The following is a 22,207-nucleotide window of genomic DNA, read 5'->3' as shown; positions in this document are numbered from 1 at the left end:
GAACGGGCGCCTACCGGCGACACTGTCGCGTGAGGTCGCCGACCTCGCGGGCCGGATCGTCGGTCCGGCACCGTGAACACCGAGGACGGGCACCGCAGGGATGGACGCGCGAATCCTGGTGGTCGAGGACGATGCCTCGATCCGTGAGCTGACCGAACGCGGGCTGCGCAATGCCGGTTTCGAGGTCCTGACCGCCGCGACCGGCGACGAGGGGCTCGCCCGGTTCCGGGCGGACCGGCCCGACGCCGTCGTGCTCGACGTGATGCTGCCCGGGATGGACGGGCTTGAGGTCTGCAAGGCGATCCGCGGGGCGTCGGCAGTCCCCGTCGTGATGCTCACCGCCCGCTCCGACACGCTCGACGTCGTAGTCGGGCTCGAGTCCGGCGCTGACGACTACGTGACCAAACCCTTCGAAATGGCGGAGCTGGTCGCCCGCGTTCGCGCGTCCCTGCGGCGAGCGAGTGGCGGTGACCGCAGCGACGACGTCCTGAAGGTCGGCGACGTGCGGATCGACGTGGCTGCCCACACCGTCGCCCGGGGCCAGGAGCGGATCGAGCTCACCCCGACCGAGTTCCGGCTGCTCGCCGAACTCGCCCGCCACGCGGGCAACGTCCTCTCACGCGAGCAGCTGCTCGAACTGGTGTGGGGCTACGACTACCTCGGTGACTCCAGGCTGGTGGATGCCACCATTCAGCGTCTACGCGCCAAGATCGAGGCGCAGCCGTCTCACCCGCACCTCATAGAGACGGTCCGCGGCGTCGGCTACCGGGCAGCTCGCCGATGACCCGTGGCGACACGGCGCGACCTGCCACCGTGCCGGCGGCGCGAAACCACGACCGGGTGCGCCATCGTGCCGGCCGCAGGGTTCGCCGCCGGCTGGTCCTGACGGTCACCGCCGTGGTCGCGATCACCTCGCTGGCGCTGTCGATGCTCGCATTCGTCGCGGTGTCACGGTCGTTGCGCTCGGAGGTGCTCGAGCGGGCCGTCGAGGAGGCACGGTTCAACGTCGGCGTCTTGGCCACCGAGCGGCTGCCGGAGAACGTGCGTCCCGGCGACATCGAGGCGTCCGGGCTGGCCGACGACTTCCAGCGTCGCGACCTCGATGTCTACGTCGACCTCGGCACCGCCGCTGGCGACGACTTCGTGTCCGGCCTCGACGTGGTGAACGCGCCGGAGGTGGTCTCCGCCGAACTTCGCGCACTGGTCGAGGCCGGCAGCGTGGCCGCGGAGCGGATCGAGATCGACGGGATCCCGCACCTCGTCGCCGCCGCCCGCCGCCCGCCCGCCGGACCGGACTTCTACTTCCTGACCGACGTCAGCGACACGGAGAACGCGCTGTCGCAGCTCAGGCTGGTGCTCACCGGAGCCTCGTTGCTGCTGATGGTGCTGGGCGCGATCGCCGGGTGGCGCGGTGGTCGGCTCGCCGGGTCGCTGGCCGACACGGTGGCGGAGCTGACGGCGGCCCGGACACGCGAGCGACGGTTCGTGGCCGACGTCTCGCACGAGTTGCGCACACCGGTGACCGCGCTGGTCCACGAGGCCGCCGAGCTGTCGGCCCAGCTCGAGCGACTCCCCCCCGACAGCCGCCGCGTCGTCGAACTCCTGGACGCCGACGTGCGACGGCTCCGCGACCTGGTCGAGGAACTGCTCGAGCTCTCACGCCTGGATGCGACTCAGACCCCCGGCGAACGCGCGGCGACCGCCGAGGTCGAGCTGTACGACGTGGACGTCACGAAATTCCTCGATGCGGTGGTCACCAGACGGCTCCCCGAGGCAACGGTGCAGGTGCCGGCCGGCTGCGTGGTGCGTACCGATCGACGACGCCTGGAGCGGATCGTCTCCAACCTGGTCGACAATGCCGCCACCCACGCCGATGGGGCGCAGGTGACGGTGTCCGCCTGGCTGGAGGGGACGTTGCTCCACGTCGCGGTGGCGGACACGGGGCCCGGCGTGCCCGAGGACGAACTCGAGCGCATCTTCGACCGCTTCACCAAGGCGGACACCTCCCGCGGATCGGGCGGGAGCGGGTTGGGGCTCGCGATCGTGCGCGAGCACGCCCGGGTGCTCGGTGCGTCGGTGACCGCACACAACCGCGACGGGGGCGGCCTGGTGATCGAGCTCCGGCTGCCCGTCGAGGTCGTTACGGATCTGTGACACGGCACGGACGTGCCCGTGACGCGGCGGACCGACGCTAGGGACAGGTGCTCTTCCGGCACCGAGGCAGTGCAACCGCTGCCGACCGCGACACCGCAGGAGGCGCAACCATGAAACTCGTCCGACTCCCGCTGCTTGTCGTCGCCGTCCTGTCGCTGCTGTTGGCTGCATGCGGAAACGGTGTGGTCGATGCCGGCCCCGTCGCGACCGACGACGTCGGCCAGGACGCGCCCACGGACAGCGACGACGATGTCCCCACCGACGCCGACACCACGGACCAGGGCGACACCGGCCTGGAACCCACCCCGACGCCCGACGACGCCACGGACACCGACGACCGGACCGGCGGCACCACCGACACGTCGGACGACGACGACCAGGGCGAGGCGACCGACAACCAGCGCGTGACCCCCGTACGGCTGTACTTCGTCGCTCCCGGAGGGGGGACACCGGGACGGGCAGACCCCTTCCTGGTCTCCGTGCAGCGCGAGATCCCGTCCACCCAGGGGATCGCCCTGGCAACGCTCCGCGAACTCATCGACGGACCTTCCTCCGCCGACAAGGCGCTGATCGAGGGCCTTTCGACATCCGTGCCGGGCGAGACCCTGGTGCTGGGCGTCAACATCGCCGACGGGCTGGCGACCGTGGACCTCTCCCGCGAGTTCGAGTCCGGCGGCGGTTCGTTGTCGATGTTCTCGCGGCTCGCCCAGGTCATCTACACCGTCACCCAGTTCCCGACCGTCGACGAGGTGCAGTTCCACCTCGACGGGCAACCGGTCCGGGTCTTCTCCGGCGAGGGGATCACGATCGACGAACCGGCCTCCCGCGCGGACTTCGTGGACCTGCTTCCCACCGTGTTCGTCGACACGCCGGCTGCCGGCGCCAAGGCGCAGACGCCGCTGCGGTTGACCGGCATGGGCGCCGTCTTCGAGGCGACCTTCCAGTACCGGCTCGAGACCGTCGACGGCACCGTGCTGGACGAGGGTTACGCGATGACGGACAACGGCATGGGCTGGGGCTCGTTCGACATCACGCTCGACGTGAGCGTCGATGCTCCGACCGAGGCGGTCCTGACCGTCTACGAGTATTCGGCGAAGGACGGCTCCGTCCAGGCCTTGCGTGAGACCCCCCTGACGCTGCTGCCCTGACCTGCAGCTTCGCGCTGCCCGCTCCACGGACGCGGCCGCCCTCGGCGAACCAGCCGAGGGCGGCCCGTCGCGATGATCGGGTCGCCCGTGAGGCGCGTCGGCTCCGTGCGTACCGCAGCCTGAGCGACGGCCGGGTCCACCGGTCGTCAGGGAGGCGCGACTCGAGCCTCAGCTGCCCTGACGGAGGGCCCGAAGGCGCTCTTCGACGTCGAGCTCGTCGCCGAGGGAGTCCAGCTCGTCGAACTGGGCGTCGAGAGACGAGGCGGTGATCTCTTCCATGCCGCGAACGCGTGCCTCCTCGCGGCGGATCCGCTCTTCGAACCGGCCCAACTCGCTGGACGGGTCGAGGACCGACACGCTGCGGACCGCATCCTGCACGCGAGTCTGCGCCTCGGCCAGCTTCGAGCGGCTCACGAGCTCGTCACGACGGCGAACCAGTTCTTCGCGCTTCTGACGGATCTTCTCGAGCCCCTCCTTGAGCTTGTCATTCATCTCCGTCTGCTGAGCGATCTGCTTCTCGAAGGTTTCGACCTGCTGCTCGAAGTGGATCTGTCGGCGGAGCGCCACCTTGGCCAGCTCCTCGAAACGGTCCGCCTCACCCGGGTCGTCCGATCGGAGTTGATCGGAACGGGACGCCGCCGCAGCGGCCTTGCGGCCCCACTCCTGGGACGCGTCGCGGGCTTCGTCGCGATCGTCCTCGACCATCCGCAAGTTGCCGATCGACTGCGCGACCGCCGCCTCGGCCTCGGTGATGCTGGCCGTGAAGTCGCGCACCAGTTGATCGAGCATCCGCTCGGGATCCTCGGCGCCGTCGACCAGCGCGTTGACGTTTGCTCGGAGCAGCTGTCCGAGCCTTCCCAGGATCGTGCGTGCCACGTCGTTCTCCTTGGTCAGGCCGACGCCGTGCGACGCCGGAGTCGTACAGGATCAGAAACTTCCGCCGCGACCGCGTCCTCCGCCGAAGCCGCCACCCATCCCTCGACCACCACCGAAGCCGCCACCGATGCCGCGTCCACCGCTGCCGAAGCCGCCACCGAACCCGCCGCTCGAGCGTCGACCTCCCGGGGAGCCCCAGACCGACCCGCCGAAGCCGCTACCGCCGCGCCGACCACCGCCGAGCGGGATGGGAATCCCGCCGATCACGATGACGCCACCTCCCCCACCGCCGAAGGGGCCACGACCGAACGGGCCGCGGAGGTCGTCGTAGCCGTGGAAGTCCTCCTGGGCGAGTTGGTACGCCTCGCTCGCGAGTCGCTCGGCCTCACGCGCATGCCGGACCGCGACCGCTGGCTGTTCGGTGAGCAGCGCCCGCGCCCGGGCGAGGTGCCGGTCCGCCTCCTGCAACCGCGTGCGGGCCTCCCGACCGATCCCACGTCGGCGTGTGGCGAGGAAGTCGTCGGCGCGGGCATGGATGGCCGTGGCGGCCTGGAGCGCCGCGGTGGCCGCGGCGACCGCTTCATCCTGCCGTTGGTGCGCCCGTCGGGCGATCGCCAGGACCTCGTTCGCGGCCGACTCGGCTCCGCGCGCAAGCTCGTAGGCGCGAAGGACGTCGTCCTCGCGGTTGGCCCTCGCTTCCGTGAGTCGCCGGTGCCCGTTGGAGAGGATCTGGTTCGGGCTTGGCGGAGGAGGCGGGTCGGAGGCGCTGGCGAGTGGGCTCCCCGTGGGCGTGGAGGCCACCGCCGGTGCGGACAACCGGTGGTCGGAGGAGTCCTGGTCCGGCGACCTGACGGCCACCTGTGGCGCGTCGGCGAGGGCGTGACGGGCGGCCTCGAGACCAGCCTCGGCGGTGCGTACCACCTCGTCGATCGTCTGCTCGGCCTCGTCGAGTTCGGCGGCGGCCCGCTCTACGGCGACGATGAGCCGGTCGGCCGCAGCGAGCGAACTTTCGACGTCGCGAAGTATGCGCGCTGCCTGCGAGGCGCGGCCCTGCTCGGCCGCCTGCAGGCCCGTCCCGATGAGCACCTCGGCGCCGTCGAGGTGCTTCTGGGCTTCGGCCAGGTTGCCGTCGACGGCGTCACGCGCGGTCGGTGACGCGACCAGCAACCGGTCGTGCAACGGGCCAGCGACCACGAGCCGCCCCGCCAGCGACTCACGCTGACTGCGCGCCGCCGCGAGCAGTTCCGGTGCCCGCTGTTCGATGTCCCGGAGCTCCTCGAGCCGCTCGTGCTCCGATGTGAGCAAACGGTCGAGCCTGGTCGTGTGCTCGATGATCGACTCGAGGGCGGCGGCCCGCTGGGCGGTGTCGTGGGGCGGGTCCTCGTCGAGGCGCTGGCGGATGGCGAACGCGTCGTGAAGCTCCTCCCGCGCGATGTTCAGAGCGGCAGCGAATGGGGTCACGTCGTCGGCGTGGAAGCGTGCCTCCGCGAACCCGAGCTCGGTCGTCGCCTCGCGCAGCGCCTCGTCGCTTGCAAGGAGCCGTGCGTTTGCCCGCCGTGCCAGCTCACCCAGCTGTCGGTCGCGTTCCTCGGCGGAGCGGCGCCTGCTGCGGCGTTCCCGCCACCACGAGGCGAGTGCCCACGTCCCCAGGCCGAGGGTCGGGACGAGCAGGGCCCACGCCGAGAATCCGCCACCGGTCGCCCGTTCCCCGGTCGCGGTGGGGGCGGGAGCGGGAGCGCCAGGTGTCGTGTCCGGAGTTACGCCAGGCGCCGCACCACCGGCGTCAGCCAGCGCGTTCGCGGCCTCGATCGCGGCCAGCGCGAACTCGCCGGCGCCGAGTCTGGGTTCGACGATCCCGGTGGATATCGCCTCGAGATCGGCGTCGCTGACCTCCGTGACGCCGTCCGCGACCCACAGGTAATACGTACGGTCATCGATCGCGACGAGTAGCAATGCGTCACGGCCACTGAGCCCATTCGTTTCCGCTACTTCCCGCGCGAACGAGGAGACCTCGGTCCCGCCGGTCGTGTCGAGTGTCAGGACGTGGAGCCGTACCTCGTCGTCCACCCGCGCGAGTGCATCGGAGACCGCATCCTCGTCGGCGTCGTCGATCAGGTCGGCAGCGTCGGTGAGGCGGCCATCGATGGTCGGGACCTGTTGCGCCAGCGCCGCCGACGGCCACGAGAGCGCGAAAATCATCACGAGAACAAGCGCGATGACGAGATCACGCCCGAAGCGGAAGTGGCAATCTGGCACGCGAGCAACCTATCCGGCCGATATCTGCGAGCCATGGCCGGCCGATCACCCGCGGCCGCCGCGCTGCAGCTCCAGGCACCGGCGTCACCGTCACGCCGACGACCCCGTAGCGAAGCGAAGGGAAACCAACCGGGAGTGCTAGGTGGCGTCGAGCCTGCCGGTCATGGTCGGGTGCAGGGTGCACCAGTAGGTGTAGGCGCCGGGCGGAAGGGTGAACGAGACACGGCGGATGCGCGTCCCGGGGACGTCGAGGGAGACGATGTCGTCGATGGTGAAGTCGTGGAGAGCGGCGTCCGCATTGTGGGCGATGAGTCCGACCTCGCCCGCAGGCATCTCCAGGGCAGGCGGATGGAAGGCGAAGTCGCGGATCGTCACGGCGATGTCGCCGGGGTGGGCGGTGTCGTCGTGACCGGTCAGCGCGGCGATCGCGCCGATGCTGACAGCGGCCGCGAGCACGGCGATGGTGACCGCGATCAGCCGGCCGGGGCCGGCCTCGACCCAGTTCATCCTGCCCGCCGCTCGCGCCAGGCCGCCACCGCGGCGAGGGTGCCGGCGGCATTGGCCACGACGAAGAAGACACCGACGAGGAAGTCCTGCCAGGCGGCCGGATTGATGATCATCTGCGGGTTGCCGTAGACGAACAGCACGTTGAACAGTTCGAAGGCGTGCAGGAGGCCGGCGAAGCCGACGGCCATGCGGCTCCCGCTGCGGCCGACCCACCCGGCCGCTATGGCGAGCAGGCCGCCGTAGACGAACCCTGCGGGTGGGAACTCGTGCATGGTCGCGGCGTAGACGACGTAGCCGACCGCGGTCGTCGCGGCGATGCCGACCAGGACGGCATTCCAGGTCAGGGAGGTCGAGCGGCTGGTCGTCGATGTGATGGGCTGGCTGGCCACGGCGGCTCCTTTGGTAGCGGACTCGCCCATCGTCCTCGTCCGCGCGGGTGACGGTCAGCCGGCCGTCCTCCGTGTTGGGGTGGGGACAACCCCCGCATGCCGGTGGGGCTTGCTGCTCGACGGCCGCTCGCGGGTGGTGGAACATCCGTGCAACGGTCGTCGAGCGGGAGGACCGGGCAGGGGGTGGCGTGGCGACGGTCAGGGCGGCACGACACGGGGCGGCAGCGATCTGGGCGGCGAGCGTGCTGCTGGCCCTGGTCGGGGTGTGGGCTGCGCTGACCGGTGGGCAGCAGCCCGGGACATTCGTGCGGTCGTTCAGCCTCGGGAGTCTGAGCGCGGCGGTGGCGTTCGCCAGCGTCGGGGCGGTGGTCGCGAGACGGCGTCCGCGGCACCCGGTCGGCTGGTTGTTCGCCGCCCAGGGGCTGCTGTTCGGGCTGACGTTGGCGTGTGCCGGCTACGCGCTCGCGGACCGGCCGGGCGGGCCGCTGCCTGGGGCAGGACTTGCCGGTTGGATCCTGAACTGGGTGTGGGTGCCGGCCTATGCGCTCCTCGGGGTGGCGCTGCTGCTGTTCCCCGATGGCCGGTTGCCGTCACATCGGTGGCGGGTCCTGGTGGCGGTCATGGTGACCGCGACCGCCGTGACCACCATCACCCACCTGCTCCTGCCGACGCCGTTCACCGAGGGTGTGGTGTTCGACAACCCGCTCGCCTGGGGGGCCGCCAGCGGCGCGCTCACCACGATCGACGAACTGGCCCTGTCGGTCGCGGTGCTCGCGCTGGTTCCTGCAGCTGGGTCACTGCTGGTGCGGCTCCGGCGCGCTTCCGGCCAGGCGCGCGACCAGCTGCGCTGGTTCTGCCTCGCGACGGCGATGGCGATCGCGGTCTACGTCGCGCTCGGAACGGCGGGACTCGGATGGCTCGGGTTCACGATCGCCTGGCCCACCGTCGCGGTCGCTGCGGGTGTCGGCATCCTGCGGAATCAGCTGCTGGACATCGACCTGGTCATCTCCCGGGCCGTGGTGGTGACCGTGCTGGCCGCCTTCCTCACGCTGGTGTACCTCGCCGTCGTGGTCGGGATCGGCACCCTGGTTCGCGCCCAGCGTGACGAGCCACTACTCGTCATCGCCGCGACCGCGGTCGCGGCCCTGGCATTCCAGCCGATCCATGCTCGGGTGCGCACCGCCGCGGACCGGCTCGTGTACGGACGCCGGGCCAGCCCGTACGAGGTGTTGGCTCGCTTCGCACAGCGGCTCCACGACCCGGTCCCGGCAGCTGAGCTGTTGACCGTGGTCGCGGAGTTGCTCGGCCAGGGCACCGGAGCGAACCGGGCAGACGCCTGGCTGCGGGTCGGCACCGAGCTGAGGGTCGCGGCGAGCTGGCCACCGACGGAGGATTCGACCCCGCCAGCCGTGGCGGTCGAGCTGGCCGAGACCGTCCCGGATGCCGATCTCGTCGAACCGGTCCACGACGGCGACGAACTGCTCGGCCTGCTCGCCATCACCAAGCTCCGGGGCGACCACGTCACCGCCCGTGACGCCGAGCTCGCCTCGTCGCTGGCCGCCCAGGCCGGCGTCGTTCTGCGCAACGCCCGGCTCGCTGCCGAGCTGCAGGACAGTCTGGCCGCACTCGAGGCGTCACGGCAGCGGCTGGTCACCGCCCACGACCAGGAGCGCCGACGGCTCGAGCGCGACCTCCACGACGGTGTGCAGCAACAGCTGCTCGGTCTCAAGGCGAAGACCGCCGCCGCGCGTGCCCGGCTCGACGCCGGGGACCACGAACGAGCAAGCGCAATCCTCAAGGCCCTCGGCCATGACGCGGACGCGACCATCGGATCGCTGCGCGAGCTCGCACGCGGCGTACACCCGCCCCTGCTCATCGAACGAGGGTTGCGCGCCGCGCTCGCCGAGCAGGCCCGCGACGCGCCGCTCGAGGTGCACGTCGACGCGGCCGAGCTCGGGCGGCTTCCCGTCGCGGTGGAGACCGCGCTCTACTTCACCTGCCTCGAAGCGGTCACGAACACCATCAAGCATGCGGCGGCCACGTCTTGCGACATCCGGTTGCACCGCACGGGCCAGGCGGTGACCTTCGCCATCTGCGACGACGGGTGCGGCTTCGATGCCACGGCCGTCCAGGACAGCGTTGGCTTGCTGTCGATGCGCGACCGCGTGGGCGCACTCGGCGGACGACTCTCGGTCGACAGCCGGCCGGGTCACGGGACCCGGGTCAGCGGCCGTCTTCCACTACCGGCTGGTCAACCGTCCTGACCCAGGTACATCAGGACCGCCCGGACCCGCCGATGCACCTTGTCCTGCTCGGCGAGACCGAGCTTGGCGAAGATCGAGCTGATGTGCTTCTCCACCGCCCCCTGGGACAGCACCAGCGACTCCGAGATGGCGGCATTGGTCCGGCCCTTCGCGAGCTCGGCCAACACCTCCTGCTCTCTCGGGGTGAGCAACTCCAGGCCTTCACCCTTGCTACGACGGCGTGCCGATACGAGCACCTCCACGATCCGTGGATCCACGACCGTGCCCCCGGCCGCGACCCGTCGGATCGCCTCTGAGAGCTCTTCGATGTCGCCCACGCGCTCCTTGAGCAGATAGCCCCGACGCTCCGACCCAGCCTCGAACAGCCCTATCGCGTACTCGGGGTCGGCGTAGTGGGTGAACAGCACGACACCGACCTCGGGACGCTGCTCGCGCAGCCACCGTGCGGCCCGGACGCCCTCGTCGGTGAACGTCGGCGGCATCCGCACATCGGTCAGTACCACCGCGGGCTCGGTCCGCTCGACCGCGGTCGACAGCTCGTCGAAGTCCCGACACACCGCCACCAGCTCGAGGTCAGGCTGCGTGTCGATCAGCAGCGCGACGCCCTCGCGAACGAAATCGCTGTCCTCGGCCAGCACGAGACGGATCGGCATTTGTGCACTGTAGTTCGATCCCTCCCTGCGGAGCCTCGGTCCGCTTCAGGCTGCGGCGCAGCGGCAGATCGACTACTCGACGCTGGCCGACCGCGAGGAGGGCCCCACTTCCTCGACCTGGACGAGGGTTCGTTCCTGTCGTTTGGCTCAGGTCGTCAGGCTGCACGCCTCCAACCCGGAGCTGTTCGCGTGGTGGCCAGTGCCCTCGAGGTAGTACGCCCCGGTTCGACAAGATTCCGCCATAATCGGTAGGTGGCTGACGGGGGCCCCGGCACCTGGACGGGTTCTCTCGAAGGGGCGACCCATGGGGAGCGACAAGAACAAGGCGCCGTTCGGAGCAGGCGCTCGTCGGGGTGTCGCTCGCTCAGCTCGCGTGCGGGCTGATGGGGATGGCCGTGGCGATCAGACGCGGTCATGCGTATGACGTCGGCATCAGCAAGGGTGCGTCTGACAGGGTTGCGCGCGACTCGATTCTCACAGGAACGGCGTTCTCAGCCCCCGTCACCATGCTCGTCGCACAGGTGGTCCTCACGGCCGTCGTGGCGACGCGCGGGAGTGCATGGGCGGCGAGGGGGCTGCGGCTGCTGGGTTCGCTGATGACGAGTGGCTACCTGGCTGAGCGACTCGTCCGCCACCGCCTTGGTCCACGCGGATGGGAGCCCTTCGAATCGCCGCTGGTGGCAGCCGGGGTCGGGCTCTCGGCCGGGATGAGCCTGCTCGGAGCCCGACGCACGGCGCGCGGGTCGGGTACGCGCCTCGCGGGCCGCGACGACGCTCAACCGGTCGACCAGCGTGGGTAACGCCCGGTCCGGCACGACGCGTGGGCGAATGAGGCGCGCTTGACTCTTCCGCGTGTTGGGAGCGCAGCGCGCTTCAAACCTCGTCCTCGATCACGTCCAGACCCTGGGCACGGAGCCGGGCGATGTGGTCGAGCATGCCCTGCAGCGCGTCTGGTGCATGGCCCTTCCAGTCCTGCACTTCGCCGACGACGACCATCGGGTGTCGGGTTCGGTAGGAGCGCGTGACGTTGCCGGGGAACCGCTTGTTGGTGACGTTGGGGTCGCCTTCGAACCGGCCGGTCGGTTCGACGACGTAGACGCGGCCTCGCCCGTCGCCGCCCGTGAGCGCCGCGGCCAGCTCCGCTCCCCAGATGGCTGAATCGAGGAGCGCGGCGAAGTAGACGTGGTTGGAGGCTCGACCCTCGTGGTAGTTGGAAGGATGCCCCGCGACGACCTCGTCGCCGATCCCGAAGCTCGCTGTCGTGCCGTGGAAGAACGGACCTTCGACGTGTCCGCAGCTCTCGAACGTCACGGGGGCGTCGGCCGCGCCCCTCGAATCCGCGATGTTTTCGGTGATGGACGTCGTGGCCGGTTCCCGCTCACCCAATCTACACCCCATGCTTCACGATTCGGAGGAATATATTCCGTTTCAACGGACGCGACCACCGACCGGAAGGAGCGCCGATGCGTGCCGATGCAGTCCGGAATCGTCGACGGCTCCTGGATGCGGCCGTCGAGTTGATCCTGGACATCGGCGGCGAGCCGTCCAGGGACGCCGTCGCTCAGCGGGCAGGCGTCGGCATCGGCACGCTGTATCGACACTTCCCGGACCAGCAGGCGCTGCTGCGTGGGGTGGTCCTCGACGTCCTCGACCGAACGATCCAGCTCGGTGAAGCGGCGCTCGCGGAGTCGACCACCGGCGGCGAGGCGTTGCGCCGCTACTTGCACGGCGCCATCGACACCGGACTCGGCGTCGTCAACCTCGTCTATCCCCTGCTCGACCACTCGGACTGGCCCGAACGACGCTCAGCCGCTGCGGATGTGCTCGAGCGGCTGACCGATGCTGCCCGACGAGATGGAGCGGTGGGGAACGGGGTCAGCGCAAGCGACATCGCCATCGCCTCGATCCGCTTCTGTCGACCGCTTGCGATCGGACTCGATCCTGCCGAGGAGCGAGTGATCGCCCATCGCCACCTCGACGACTACCTCGACGGTCTCGCGGCCAACGCGACGTGACGGACCAGCCCCTCCAGCACGCTCCGCCAGCGATCCTGCGCGCGCCCAGTCCTACATCGCACCCACCGGCTGGGGCGGTTGCACCTCGGTGATCGCTGCGACCATCTGGGCGAACTCCGCGTCGTTCGGGGGGACGGCCGGTTCGGCGTCAGGCACCGATGCCAGCACCTCGAGGAACCGGTCCATCGAGGTCCCATTGGCTGCCGGCAGGTGCGAGGAGAGGATGCGGCTGGGCTGGAGGCGGCGCACTCCCTCGAGGACCTGCCCGAACCGTTCGCGGTCGAGCAGGTGCGCCCACGGCGAGTCGGCGGCGGCCCATGCTTGCATGCCGCCGGTCAGCGCTTCCTCGGGGACGTCGGCGGCGTTCTGGGTCGCCTGGGGAAGCAGCGCGCCGAACGAGTCCACGGAGAACAGCGCACCGGTGGCCTCGTCGAGCAACCCGACCGACATCGGGCTGTCGTAGAGCGGAGGTGCCACTGCCCGCAGCGTGCGGTCGCCGACCGGGAGCCGGTCGCCCACCCTGATGGCATGGACACGGTCCAGCGGCACCGGCCACCACGACGTCATGCGCAAGGCGCTGAACGCATGGGCAACGAGGCGGGCCCGGGGCGCCAGTTCGAGCACACGCTGGATGCTCCCGGTGTGGTCGGCATCGTCGTGGGTCAACCACACCCAGCGCAGCGCCGTCGGGTCGATGATGGAGGAGAGCGCGTCGAGGAACTCGTCGCTGTCCGCGCCCATCCCGCCATCGACCAGGACCGGTTCGGCGGACAGGATCAGGTAGGCGTTGACCGGCAGGACCCCCACGCCCGGCAGCGGCACCTGTGACGGCAGCACGTGGATACCGGGGGCGGCCTCGTAGGGGGCGTCCATCATCGCCCTCCCGTCGCGGTCGTACGGCTCGGACTCATCGCGAAGGCCTCCTGGTCGTGGATCGGCTCCACCCCCAGGGCGTTCACGTACGGGCGCCATCGTTCACTCAGGACTGAACGATCCACCGCACCTCGTCGCCGTCGCCGGGTTCGTAGGCGCAGTACAGGCCGGTGCGTAGGCGGCGGTCGAGGACGGTCCCCGCCTCCGGAAGGGCCTCACCCAATGCCGCCGTCGCGGACCGGAGTGCCCGAGTGACGTTGAGGCGGGCCCGTTCGGCCGCCGACGACGCCCGTCGGGCTCGACCGCCCAGCCCGAAGGCCTGCGCCAACTGATCCACCAGGACATCGAGCTCGGTCTGACGGGCCTGGGCGCGCTCCTCCGCACCGGTGGCGAGAGCGTCATCGATCTCGCCTCTCAGCGCCTCGATCCGGTGGCGGTAGGCGCTGCGAGCCGTCGCGTCCAGCAGCTCGCCAGCATCGCCCAGGCGACGGCGCTCGGCCGCCGTGCCGTCGACCGCCATGCCCTCCACGCGGTCCACCAGATCGAGCGCGTGCCGTTCGATGCCCGGCTGGCGCAGAAGTTCGGCGAGGTAGCGCAGACCCTTGGTGTCCCGCAGGCGCGACCGCGTGGTGGCGCACTCGGCGACCCAGCCGCGCTCGTCGCGTCGCAGGGTGGCCGTGAGCGCAGCGGGGCGGATGCCAGGCGCCGTGACCCCGACCCGTTCGAGCAGAGCAACGGTGGCAGCCGGCAGCACCACGTCCAGGCCGCTCAGCGTCGCGACCGCGCTGCGGGCCTCCACCGTGGCCGCTGCCCGGTTGCCCGCCCGGTCGTGGTGCTGGACGAGGTCGAGGAGCAGGGTGGCACGGAGCACCGGCATCCCGGTGGGCGGGAGCCGGTCGAGCGCGCCCTCGACCGTCCCGATCGCGGCGGCGACCTCGTTCCTTGCGGCGAGCACACGCGCCCGCGATGCAGCGATCCTGGCCTGCAGTCCCGGGACGTCGAGCTGATCGGCGCGCGCGGCCAGTTCGTCGCAGGCGCGGGCCGCCGCGTCGGCGTCCCCGGCGTCGAGCTCGGTGTCCACGAGCACGGCCAGCAGTTCGGCGGCCCGCAATCGGTCGTCGCCGATCGCTCGGAGCCCCCGCGTCGCAGTGGCCCGGGCGAGGTCGTGGTCGCCACGGATCTGATGGAGGCGGGCGGCCGGCAGCAGCGCCTGCAGGTGGCCGTCCTTCCCGAGCAGCAGCATCTCGGCATCCGCGAGCCGTCCCTGGCGCATGCGCAGTTCGGCGAGCGCGATGGCGGGGTGCCAGCTCGGCACGCTCATGCACGCCTCGAAGGCGTCGATCGCGCGGACCAGCACCGCCTCGGCCTCGACCCACCGGCCCAGCTCGCTCAGCGCGGTGGCGTGGACGCTGTCGCAGTGGTTGCCGAGGAACACCGGGACGCCCGCGGTCGTGCCGATCAGGCCACGGCCGCGCAGGATGTCGGCCCAGGTGCCTGCCCGGTGGAAGTCGGCGGTGTAGTAGCAGGCGGTCAGGAACGAACAGACCGACTTCCCGGCCGCCTCCACGTCGTCGGCGGGCCCGCTGGCCAGTGCCATGGCCTCGTCGAGCTGTTCCCTGCCCTCGACCAGCCGCCCCGCCTGGACGTGCGCCAGTCCGGCGTTCGCCAGGGCGAGCATCTCGAGGTTCACGTCGCCGAATTGCCGCGCACGATCCAGGGCAAGCTCCGACCGCGCGAGCAGCACGGTCGGATCATCGACGTCGCAACCCAACGCCGCGACGGCCACCCAACCCTGCTCGATGCACGGCGGCTCGGTCTCGACCAGCTGGATCGCCCTGCCGAACCAGGAGCGGGCGGCGGTCAGGTTCCCGATCGCATGGGCGAACAGGTCGCCCAGCCGGGCGCAGGCCAGCGCGGCCTGCCGTCGGTCGCCGACCGCGGTGAACTCCCGGACCGCAGCGGACAGGTGCTCCCTCGCATGATCGACCTCGCCCGTCTCCAGGGCTCGTTCCGCCAGTGCCAACTGCGCACCCGCGTCATGGCCGATCGTCTTCACCTGACTGCCTTCCGGGCGCTCCCGAGCCGAACGGGACCGCCACGCCGGCCGCGCACCCGGGGTCGGGCCCCGACCGGCTCATGGACGATGATGACACCTACGACACGGCCCCGCCGCGGGTCGACGCGTGCAGTATGGGACAACGCTGCGGCATCGCGCCGAAGCCAGGTGATCGATGGTCGAGCCGGGTGACCTCGCGGACCCATCAACGGCTGCCGCGACAAGCACGCGGCAGCCCCGACTTCGTGTCGGGGTCAGGATGATCGCGTTCTATGGGGAACCGTACGTAAGCCGTCGCCACGCGCGTCGGCCTGGCGTTAGCGCGCGTCGTCCTCCTGTGGGACAGTTCCCCCATGGAGCCCACACCAAGCGACCGATTGACGTACACCGACGCGGACGTCGAGTCGGCAACCGAGCGTGTTCGGCGAATCTGCTCGACGTTCCCCGAGGTGACCGAACGTCTCAGCCACGGGGCAGTGACCTTCTTCGTGCGCAAAAAACGGACCGTCTGCTACCTCACCGACGACCATCACGGCGATGGGCGGCTGGCGGTGATCTGTCCTGCACCTTCAGGTGTTCAGCAGGAACTCGTCGCGGCGGAGCCAGAGCGCTTCTTCCGACCGCCGTATGTCGGTCACCGCGGATGGATCGGTCTTCGGGTCGATGTCGATCCCGACTGGAGCGAGGTCGCCTCCCTCCTCGTCGACGCATACCGTCTCGTCGCCCCGAAGACGCTCGTCCGGGACCTGGCCGCCTCCTGATCGGTCGTAGATCGCCAGCGCTCTCGGGCGGCCGGAAGGTGCAGCAGTCTCGCCAGACCGCGATGCAGCGAACGCTGACTCCGAACGCTCCGAGTCGGGAACGAAGCTGAAGCGGCGACCAGCCGGGATCGACCCGGACACAACGTAACGCCGTGTCATCGACGTCATCCACCCGGCGGCAGCGGTTCTCTGCTCATGCCCCCAAACCGTTCCTCCAGCTTCTCCGGCTGCGCCGGAGGGCGCGCCGGCCCCCTCGGCCGACCAGGAGGCTGGAAGGGCCACGCTGCGTTCCGTTCACGTGGCCGTCAGTTGCTCGATGCGGTCGAGGAGTGCGGTGATGTCGGTCTTCGTTGACGTGTGGCAGCCGAGTTCTCGGGCCTGCCGGTGCAGCTCGTCGTCGAGGTAGGCGGAGTAGACGATGACCGGCACTTCGGTGGCCAACGCCTGGGCTACTTCCAGTCCGGTCAGGCCCGGCATCCGTTGGTCGAGCACCAAGACGTCGTAGTCGCCGGTGCGAGCGGCCGCGAGCGCGGCTTCTCCATCGGACACGGTGAGGACCTCCCAGCCTCGCCGTTGCAGCTGCAGCCCGACGACGGTGCGGATGCCGGCTTCGTCGTCGGCCAGCAGCACGCGCCGCGTCATCGTCGGTCGCCGTCTGCGGCGGGCAGCACCAGCGTGAAGCGGCTGCCGTCTCCTGGTGTGGATGCCGCCTCGATCCGGGCGCCTTGCGCGTCGGCAAGCGCGTTGGCAACGAACAGGCCCAGACCGGTGCCGGTGCTGTCCGGCGACCGGTAGTAGCGCTCGAACAGGTGCGGCAGGGCCTGCGCCGGGATGCCCGGACCGCGGTCGGCGACCTCGACCCGAACGGTCCCCTCGTCGCTATCGCCCGTGATGCGGATGCGTACCGGCTCGTCGCTGGGGCCGAACCGCACCGCATTGCTGACCAGCTCGGAAAGCACATGCAGCGTCTGGCGGGCGTCGATGAGCACCGGGGGCGGGTCGTCAACCACCTCGACCTCCACCCTGCCCCGGTCGCGGTGCAGGTCGGCTGCCTCTTCCACAACCGGCGCGAGCGGGCTCGGCTCGATCTGAAGACCGGGCAGCTCGCCATGTTCGAGGTGTGTGTAGTCGAGGAACTGCTCCACCTGGTGGTTCAGATAGCGGACCTGCCGGCGAAACACCTCACGCAGCTCATCGGCCGCGCCATCCTGCGAATCGGCGCCGAAGAGATCCACCAGCCCGTTGAGCACGGCAAGCGGCGTGCGCATCTCGTGCGAGATGCCAGCTACGACCGTGTCCCGGAATGCCGCCGCAGCACGCAACGACTCGAGCTCGACGTCCCGCTTTGCGGACAGCCGCAACTCCAGCTCGTCCATCACGATCGCGGCGAGGTCCTCGAGCATCGCCAACTGCTCGTCAGGCAGATCGCGGGGTTCGCAGTCGATGACGTTGAGCGTCCCCAGGTTGTGACCGTCGCCGGTGCGAAGCGGCACCGCCGCGTAGAACCGCAGACCCAGCTCGCCACACACCAGCGGGTTGTCCAGGGTCCGCGGATCGATCGCCGCATCGCTGACCAGGTACGGCGTCTGCTGCATGATCGCCGACGCGCAAAGCCCGGGCTCACGATCGATCTGGCTGACGCCATCGAGACCCAAGGCCGACTTGAACCAGATGCGATCCTCATCGACGATCGTGATCGTGCTGATCGGCACCTGACACACCCGCGCAGCGAGCGCCGTCACCCGGTCGAACGCGCCATCCGGCGGCGTATCGAGGATGTCATAGCGGCGTACCGCAGCAAGCCGCTGCTCCTCACCCACCGGAGCAACGCCAGAACTGCTCTTCACCACTTCATCCCCCTACGTCATGCCAACTGGCGCCGGCCCGCAGACACTGTAGAACACCTACGCCGGGGCCATCATCGGCATCCCCCATGACCGTCGCATGCGCAAGTGATGCACACCGCCAGGAGCACTGCTCCCCGGAGCCACCGTGATGTCGTGAGCTCGCTTCTCCCGGACGCCTCACAGCTGAGACCAGGAGAACACGCCCGCAGTGTCCTGGCCAGCGGTGGAGGTGTCCGCCGGTGCTTTGAATTTCGGTCGGGCGGTACACGATCAGTTGCCGCTCGACCTGCCCATCTTGCTGAGCAGCGGCAGGGCGAAGCGAACGGCGCCCAGGGCGAGCGCGAGCCACGCGAGGCTGGTGAGGGCCCATCCGATGTCGGGGTGGAAGTGGCGAACCATGCCAAGTGGCGCGGTGAGGAGTGCGGCGCCGCCGATGATGGCGAAGGCTCCGGGCAGCAGTTGACGGACGCGGACGCGGCGTGTCGCAGTTCCGGATTCGGCGCCGGTTCTGTGACGTGACCGGAACGCGGAGCGCAGGATGCAGGTCGGCAGCAGCGCCACGATGGCCCATCCCCCGACCGGGAGGGCGAGGGTCATGAGCGGTGTCGGGTTGACGGGCTGGGGTTGCTCGCCGAGCAGGATGCGTAGGAGCCCGAAGCCGAGGTCGTACTGGGCGTCGTGGCCCGGGTCGCCGGGGCCGCCGGCGACGAAGGCGCTGGCGTTGGACAGCACGGCGATGCCGAGGCTGTCGGCTTCCGGGGCGAGCAGCAGGTGGCCGGTGAAGTGGCCCAGTGACCCGGTGTGGCTGACGACGGTCGTGCCGGCGAACTCGTCGACGAACCAGCCGCGCCCGTAGCCGGCGTCCAACGTGGTGGTCCACCCGGTCGGCTCCACGGGGCCCGCGGCGATCTGGGCGGCGGTGGCGGGGATCGCGGGATGGCTCTCGAGGTGTGCCTCCATGAACCGGGCGAGGTCGCGAGCTGTGGAGGCGACGTAGCCCATGGCTACCCCGGCGTCGTCGTAGGGCAGCGCCGCCGGGCGCCAGCGGCCGAACCAGAGGCGATGACCGGTCGCCAAGTCGGCTGCCCGGTGATCGTCCGCGGTCGCGAACGAGCCGCTCATGCCCAGCTGGCCGAAGATGCGGTCCTGGAGCTGGTCCGCGAAGCGGTCACTCGCGACCTGCTCCACGACGGCGGCGAGGAGCGTGAAGCCGGCGTTGCTGTACGCGAACGTGTCACCCGGTGGGTGGGCGAGAGGGTGGGCCAGCAGCTCAGCGACGCGCAGTCCGAGGGCGTTGGGGCCATCGTGGAGGGTCACCTCACCAGCGACGCCGACGTACATGCCCAGCCCAGCGGTGTGGGTGATGAGCTGTTCGACCGTCACCGTCTCGAAGCCGTCCGGCGCCCGGTCGACGAGATGTGCCAGGTGCGGCCACACCGGCTCGTCCCACGACAGGACGCCTTCCTCGACGAGCTGGCCGACCACCGCGGCGGTGAAGGGTTTGGACGCCGAACCGAGCAGGAACGGCGTGTCAGGCGTGACCGGGCGGCCGGTGTCGTCGGCGACGCCGTACCCGGCAAGGTGGACGACCTGGCCGCCGCGGACGACCGCAACGGCGACACCCGGGAGATCCCGTGCTCCCACGCGCTCCTCGACCCAGCGGTCGATGCCTACCGACTCGCCGGTACGGATCGCCGTGGTGTCCGCTGCGGCGGCCGTCGCCGCGGCGGGCTGCAGCACCAGCAGGCCGGTGAGCGCGAACGCGATCACCGGCCTGCGGCACGAGAGGTGGTGGGCGGTCACCCCCACACCTCGACGTGTGCCGTCCGAACTGCGACTCGAGTGGTTCGGGGCCAGCGGTAGGCGCAGCGGATGATCCCGGCGAGGAGGATCACTTCAAGTACGACGCCGAGACCGTAGAAGAAGGTCCAGGACTCGCCGGCCAGGTTGAAGATGGTTACGGGGAGGAAGAGCGACGCCACGACCAGGTTCGCGGCGCGGTTCGCACGGGCGGGCAGCGTCGTGGAAAGCAGGATCATGACGGCCGGGATCGCCATGAGCGCGAGCGCACCGGTCACGAAGGTTTGGCTGATGTCGAACTCCCAGACGACGCCAGCCTGGATGTCGTCGATGACGCCGGGCGTGTACAGGTGGAGGTAATCGACGTAGATGTAGAGGAACATCAAGCTGGTCCAGGCCGCCGCGAGCCTCAACGGCACGGGGACCGGAAAGTCGTCGAGCTGGGCTTCGCGTTGCTGCGGTGATGTGCTCATCGTGGTTGCTCCATGTCGTCGAGCAGCAGGCTCGAGCGGTGATCGCTGAGGTTCACGATGGCCGGTGGAGCGCAACCGGCACATCGGTCCACGGGCTCGACCTGGCGAGCCGGACGGCCGGTACGCAGCTCATCCTTCCGGCTGACGGACCGAGAGACCGCCCTTGCGGTCGGCGTCACCCGCGGATGCGGTCGGTCTCGTAGGCCCACATGGCGATCTCGACGCGGTTGCGCGCACCGAGCTTGCGCATGAGGCTCGCGATGTGGGTCTTCGCGGTGGACAGGCTGATGAAGAGCCCGTCGGCGATCTCCACGTTCGTCCAGCCCCGTGCCACGGCCAGGAGGACCTCCTCCTCGCGAGCGGTCAGTGGCTCGATCGGCTGCGGGGGCGGTCGCTGCGGCTCGACACGCGAGAAGGTCGAGAGCAGCCGCGCCGTCACGCTCGGCGCGATGAGTGCATCGCCCTTTGCTGCCGCGTGCACGGCCTGCGCCAGCAGATCGGGGCCGGCGTCCTTGAGCAGGAAACCGCGGGCGCCAGCTTTGAGGGCGCCGTGGACGTACTCGTCGAGGTCGAACGTCGTGATGACCACGACCGCGAGCGGGTCGTCAATGTCCGGGCCGGCGAGCTGCCGCGTCGCCTCGATCCCGTCGAGCTCCGGCATGCGGATGTCGAACAGGCACACGTCGGGCCGCAGCTGCCTCGCGAGGCGTACCGCTTCCTGGCCGTCGCGGGCCTGCCCGATCACCGCGATGTCCGGTTGGGCGTCGAGGAGCATGGTGAGCCCGCTGCGCACGATGTCCTGATCGTCGGCGACGAGGACGCGGATGGTCATGTGCGCCCACCTGCCCGCGGCAGCACCGCCCGCACCGTCCAGCCGCCGTCCGCACCCGGCCCGGCCCGGCCGACAACGTCCCGCCGAGCAAGCTCGCGCGCTCGGTCATCCCGACCAGTCCGTACCCGGGCCGAACTGCGCGGTCTCCCGCTCGCGCTTCCCCATCGTCGCGGACCGTGAGGCTCACCGCGTCCGCGTCGCCCTCAACGACGACCTCGACACGGGTCGCGTGGCGGGCGTGGCGCACCGCGTTGGTGATCGACTCTTGCGCGAGCCGGTACACCGCCGCGTCCACCGTGGGGCTCAGGTCATCGAGGTCGCCGCGCAGTGCAACCTCGACGCGTGGCCAGTCCCCGCCCACAGGCGCGAGCGCGGGGATCTCGGCCACCCCCGGCCGCGGCGCCGTGGGAGCGTGACGGACGTCGGGCCTGTGCTGGTCCTCCCGCCCCTCGCGATCTCGAAGCACGCCGACCATCGACCGCATCTCCTCGAGCGTCCGCGACGCCTCCTCCTCGATCACCGCCAGCGCCTCGACCGCCCGGGCTGGCGCGCTCGCCGCCACCGCCCGCCCGGCCTGCGCCTGGATGGTGATGGCCGCCACGTGGTGCGCGATCGTGTCGTGCAGGTCCCGGGCGATCTGCTCACGCTCCCGCATCTTCACCTCGTCGAGCTCCCTGCGGTGCGCCATCGCGCGGAACCTGGTCGACGCCCCGAGCACCGCAGGAAAGGCGAGCGCGACCGACCCGCCGATCGCGTCCTCGGCCGTCGGGGGCTCACTGGCGAACCCCAGCACCCCGGCTGTCAGCACGACCGCCATCCCAGTGGCGACCTCGACGCCCGAACCCCAGCGGACCAGCGCGTAGGGCAGGACGAGGATCCACACGTAGGAGTTCAACTCGTAGGCGGTCGTGTCGACGCCCAGCAGGGCGGCCGCTGCCAGCAGCCCGACCGCACTCCACATCACCATCACCACACCCAGCGGTCGCGCCCGCCGCAGGAACAAGCAGACGGCCAGCAACGCCACGAAGGACACCCTCGCCGGTCCCCAGGCGACGCCGTCGCGTACAGCGACCTCGATCACCGACGAGACGAGCAGCCCCGCGACCAGCGCCCAGTCCCGCCACCGCGGCACCGGCGGCTGATCAGGCCGAGGCTCTGTCAGCAGCGATCGCACCGTGTTCATCATCGCGACAGCCTACGGAGCAGCCGCGTGCTGGCGCGTCAGCCGAAAGCATGAGCTCGGCGCCCTTCGAGCGGCCGGTGCAAGTCGAGCCCCGGGACCGAGGTGGGCGTCTTGCCGTTC

At 70.4% G+C, this 22,207-nt stretch carries 20 protein-coding genes and 1 pseudogene; 7 read left to right on the top strand and 14 right to left on the bottom strand.

Annotated elements, in window-relative coordinates; all coding sequences use genetic code 11:
- The first annotated feature begins 100 nt into the window (after nt 1–100).
- The 3 genes from mtrA (at nt 101) to ACERMF_RS15160 (ending at nt 3,302) form a co-directional block, all read left to right on the top strand.
- On the top strand, nt 101–784 hold the full coding sequence (gene mtrA / locus ACERMF_RS15170) for an MtrAB system response regulator MtrA (RefSeq protein WP_373669962.1): 684 nt from the start codon (nt 101–103) through the stop codon (nt 782–784).
- Nucleotides 781–2,154: a sensor histidine kinase gene (locus tag ACERMF_RS15165; protein WP_373669961.1), complete on the top strand. Its 1,374-nt coding sequence runs from the start codon at nt 781–783 to the stop codon at nt 2,152–2,154. The genes mtrA and ACERMF_RS15165 overlap by 4 nt, the downstream gene beginning before the upstream one ends.
- A gap of 110 nt (nt 2,155–2,264) precedes the next feature.
- Nucleotides 2,265–3,302, top strand: a complete 1,038-nt coding sequence (locus ACERMF_RS15160; protein ID WP_373669960.1) for a GerMN domain-containing protein — start codon at nt 2,265–2,267, stop codon at nt 3,300–3,302.
- A 168-nt stretch (nt 3,303–3,470) separates the two neighbouring features.
- On the opposite strand, the gene ACERMF_RS15155 is transcribed toward ACERMF_RS15160, so the two are convergent.
- From ACERMF_RS15155 to ACERMF_RS15140, 4 genes are all read right to left on the bottom strand, one after another.
- Entirely contained in the window at nt 3,471–4,178 is a 708-nt protein-coding gene (locus ACERMF_RS15155) for a PspA/IM30 family protein (RefSeq protein WP_373669959.1), read from the bottom strand.
- A gap of 51 nt (nt 4,179–4,229) precedes the next feature.
- Complete coding sequence (locus ACERMF_RS15150) at nt 4,230–6,434, bottom strand: TPM domain-containing protein (RefSeq protein ID WP_373669958.1); 2,205 nt, start codon at nt 6,432–6,434, stop codon at nt 4,230–4,232.
- 138 nt (nt 6,435–6,572) lie between these two features.
- Nucleotides 6,573–6,941, bottom strand: a complete 369-nt coding sequence (locus ACERMF_RS15145) for a cupredoxin domain-containing protein (RefSeq protein WP_373669957.1) — start codon at nt 6,939–6,941, stop codon at nt 6,573–6,575.
- Nucleotides 6,938–7,330 (bottom strand): hypothetical protein, encoded by a 393-nt coding sequence (locus ACERMF_RS15140; protein WP_373669956.1) that lies wholly within the window; start codon nt 7,328–7,330, stop codon nt 6,938–6,940. The genes ACERMF_RS15145 and ACERMF_RS15140 overlap by 4 nt, the downstream gene beginning before the upstream one ends.
- Nucleotides 7,331–7,518: 188 nt before the next feature.
- Here ACERMF_RS15140 and ACERMF_RS15135 point away from each other — a divergent pair, with 188 nt between their 5' ends.
- Nucleotides 7,519–9,594 (top strand): GAF domain-containing sensor histidine kinase, encoded by a 2,076-nt coding sequence (locus ACERMF_RS15135; protein WP_373669955.1) that lies wholly within the window; start codon nt 7,519–7,521, stop codon nt 9,592–9,594.
- Here the strand turns inward: ACERMF_RS15135 and ACERMF_RS15130 are convergent.
- Together ACERMF_RS15130 and arr are read right to left on the bottom strand one after the other, a co-directional pair.
- Nucleotides 9,582–10,247 (bottom strand): LuxR C-terminal-related transcriptional regulator, encoded by a 666-nt coding sequence (locus ACERMF_RS15130; protein WP_373669954.1) that lies wholly within the window; start codon nt 10,245–10,247, stop codon nt 9,582–9,584. The genes ACERMF_RS15135 and ACERMF_RS15130 overlap by 13 nt on opposite strands.
- 873 nt (nt 10,248–11,120) lie before the next feature.
- Nucleotides 11,121–11,558 (bottom strand): NAD(+)--rifampin ADP-ribosyltransferase, encoded by a 438-nt coding sequence (arr, locus tag ACERMF_RS15125; protein WP_373669953.1) that lies wholly within the window; start codon nt 11,556–11,558, stop codon nt 11,121–11,123.
- A 152-nt stretch (nt 11,559–11,710) separates the two neighbouring features.
- Here arr and ACERMF_RS15120 point away from each other — a divergent pair, with 152 nt between their 5' ends.
- Nucleotides 11,711–12,262: a TetR/AcrR family transcriptional regulator gene (locus tag ACERMF_RS15120; protein WP_373669952.1), complete on the top strand. Its 552-nt coding sequence runs from the start codon at nt 11,711–11,713 to the stop codon at nt 12,260–12,262.
- A gap of 51 nt (nt 12,263–12,313) precedes the next feature.
- Here the strand turns inward: ACERMF_RS15120 and ACERMF_RS15115 are convergent, their stop codons facing one another.
- A complete protein-coding gene (locus ACERMF_RS15115; protein WP_373669951.1) occupies nt 12,314–13,138 on the bottom strand; it encodes an MBL fold metallo-hydrolase in 825 nt (274 codons plus the stop codon).
- Nucleotides 13,139–13,241: 103 nt separating this feature from the next.
- Nucleotides 13,242–15,191 carry a hypothetical protein gene (locus tag ACERMF_RS15110; protein WP_373669950.1) on the bottom strand — a complete coding sequence of 650 codons (1,950 nt, stop codon included), beginning with the start codon at nt 15,189–15,191 and terminating at the stop codon, nt 13,242–13,244.
- Nucleotides 15,192–15,544: 353 nt separating this feature from the next.
- On the opposite strand from ACERMF_RS15110, the gene ACERMF_RS15105 reads away from it, so the two are divergent.
- Entirely contained in the window at nt 15,545–15,952 is a 408-nt protein-coding gene (locus ACERMF_RS15105) for an MmcQ/YjbR family DNA-binding protein (RefSeq protein WP_373669949.1), read from the top strand.
- A gap of 294 nt (nt 15,953–16,246) precedes the next feature.
- On the opposite strand, the gene ACERMF_RS15100 is transcribed toward ACERMF_RS15105, so the two are convergent.
- From ACERMF_RS15100 to ACERMF_RS15075, 6 genes and pseudogenes are all read right to left on the bottom strand, one after another.
- Nucleotides 16,247–16,594, bottom strand: coding sequence for a response regulator (locus tag ACERMF_RS15100; RefSeq protein ID WP_373669948.1), 348 nt, complete (start codon nt 16,592–16,594; stop codon nt 16,247–16,249).
- Nucleotides 16,591–17,799 (bottom strand): ATP-binding protein, encoded by a 1,209-nt coding sequence (locus ACERMF_RS15095; protein ID WP_373669947.1) that lies wholly within the window; start codon nt 17,797–17,799, stop codon nt 16,591–16,593. Before ACERMF_RS15095 ends, ACERMF_RS15100 begins: the two co-directional genes overlap by 4 nt.
- Nucleotides 17,800–18,069: 270 nt before the next feature.
- Entirely contained in the window at nt 18,070–19,602 is a 1,533-nt protein-coding gene (locus ACERMF_RS15090) for a serine hydrolase domain-containing protein (protein WP_373669946.1), read from the bottom strand.
- On the bottom strand, nt 19,599–20,072 hold the full coding sequence (locus tag ACERMF_RS15085; protein ID WP_373669945.1) for a DUF6326 family protein: 474 nt from the start codon (nt 20,070–20,072) through the stop codon (nt 19,599–19,601). The genes ACERMF_RS15090 and ACERMF_RS15085 overlap by 4 nt, the downstream gene beginning before the upstream one ends.
- Nucleotides 20,073–20,247: 175 nt before the next feature.
- Nucleotides 20,248–20,904 (bottom strand): response regulator, encoded by a 657-nt coding sequence (locus ACERMF_RS15080; protein WP_373669944.1) that lies wholly within the window; start codon nt 20,902–20,904, stop codon nt 20,248–20,250.
- Nucleotides 20,905–21,031: 127 nt separating this feature from the next.
- Nucleotides 21,032–21,559 (bottom strand): annotated as a pseudogene (locus ACERMF_RS15075) (sensor histidine kinase); the annotation flags it as partial.
- A 253-nt stretch (nt 21,560–21,812) separates the two neighbouring features.
- Between ACERMF_RS15075 and ACERMF_RS15070 the strand changes: the two are divergent.
- Nucleotides 21,813–22,046 (top strand): hypothetical protein, encoded by a 234-nt coding sequence (locus ACERMF_RS15070; RefSeq protein WP_373670077.1) that lies wholly within the window; start codon nt 21,813–21,815, stop codon nt 22,044–22,046.
- The last annotated feature ends 161 nt before the right edge of the window (nt 22,047–22,207 follow it).

The organism is Egicoccus sp. AB-alg6-2 (genome assembly GCF_041821025.1).
GTDB lineage: Bacteria > Actinomycetota > Nitriliruptoria > Nitriliruptorales > Nitriliruptoraceae > Egicoccus.
Note: the sequence above shows the minus strand (reverse complement) of the source record. Positions and strands in the feature narration are given on the sequence as shown.

Excerpts from the sequence above, each read along its gene's own strand:
- ACERMF_RS15085 (WP_373669945.1), bottom strand. The coding sequence starts at position 20,072 with ATGAGCACATCACCGCAGCAACGCGAAGCCCAGCTCGACGACTTTCCG.
- ACERMF_RS15105 (WP_373669949.1), top strand. The coding sequence starts at position 15,545 with ATGGAGCCCACACCAAGCGACCGATTGACGTACACCGACGCGGACGTC.
- ACERMF_RS15160 (WP_373669960.1), top strand. The coding sequence starts at position 2,265 with ATGAAACTCGTCCGACTCCCGCTGCTTGTCGTCGCCGTCCTGTCGCTG.
- ACERMF_RS15165 (WP_373669961.1), top strand. The coding sequence starts at position 781 with ATGACCCGTGGCGACACGGCGCGACCTGCCACCGTGCCGGCGGCGCGA.
- ACERMF_RS15080 (WP_373669944.1), bottom strand. The coding sequence starts at position 20,904 with ATGACCATCCGCGTCCTCGTCGCCGACGATCAGGACATCGTGCGCAGC.
- ACERMF_RS15100 (WP_373669948.1), bottom strand. The coding sequence starts at position 16,594 with ATGACGCGGCGCGTGCTGCTGGCCGACGACGAAGCCGGCATCCGCACC.
- ACERMF_RS15120 (WP_373669952.1), top strand. The coding sequence starts at position 11,711 with ATGCGTGCCGATGCAGTCCGGAATCGTCGACGGCTCCTGGATGCGGCC.
- mtrA (WP_373669962.1), top strand. The coding sequence starts at position 101 with ATGGACGCGCGAATCCTGGTGGTCGAGGACGATGCCTCGATCCGTGAG.
- ACERMF_RS15130 (WP_373669954.1), bottom strand. The coding sequence starts at position 10,247 with ATGCCGATCCGTCTCGTGCTGGCCGAGGACAGCGATTTCGTTCGCGAG.
- ACERMF_RS15115 (WP_373669951.1), bottom strand. The coding sequence starts at position 13,138 with ATGATGGACGCCCCCTACGAGGCCGCCCCCGGTATCCACGTGCTGCCG.
- ACERMF_RS15145 (WP_373669957.1), bottom strand. The coding sequence starts at position 6,941 with ATGAACTGGGTCGAGGCCGGCCCCGGCCGGCTGATCGCGGTCACCATC.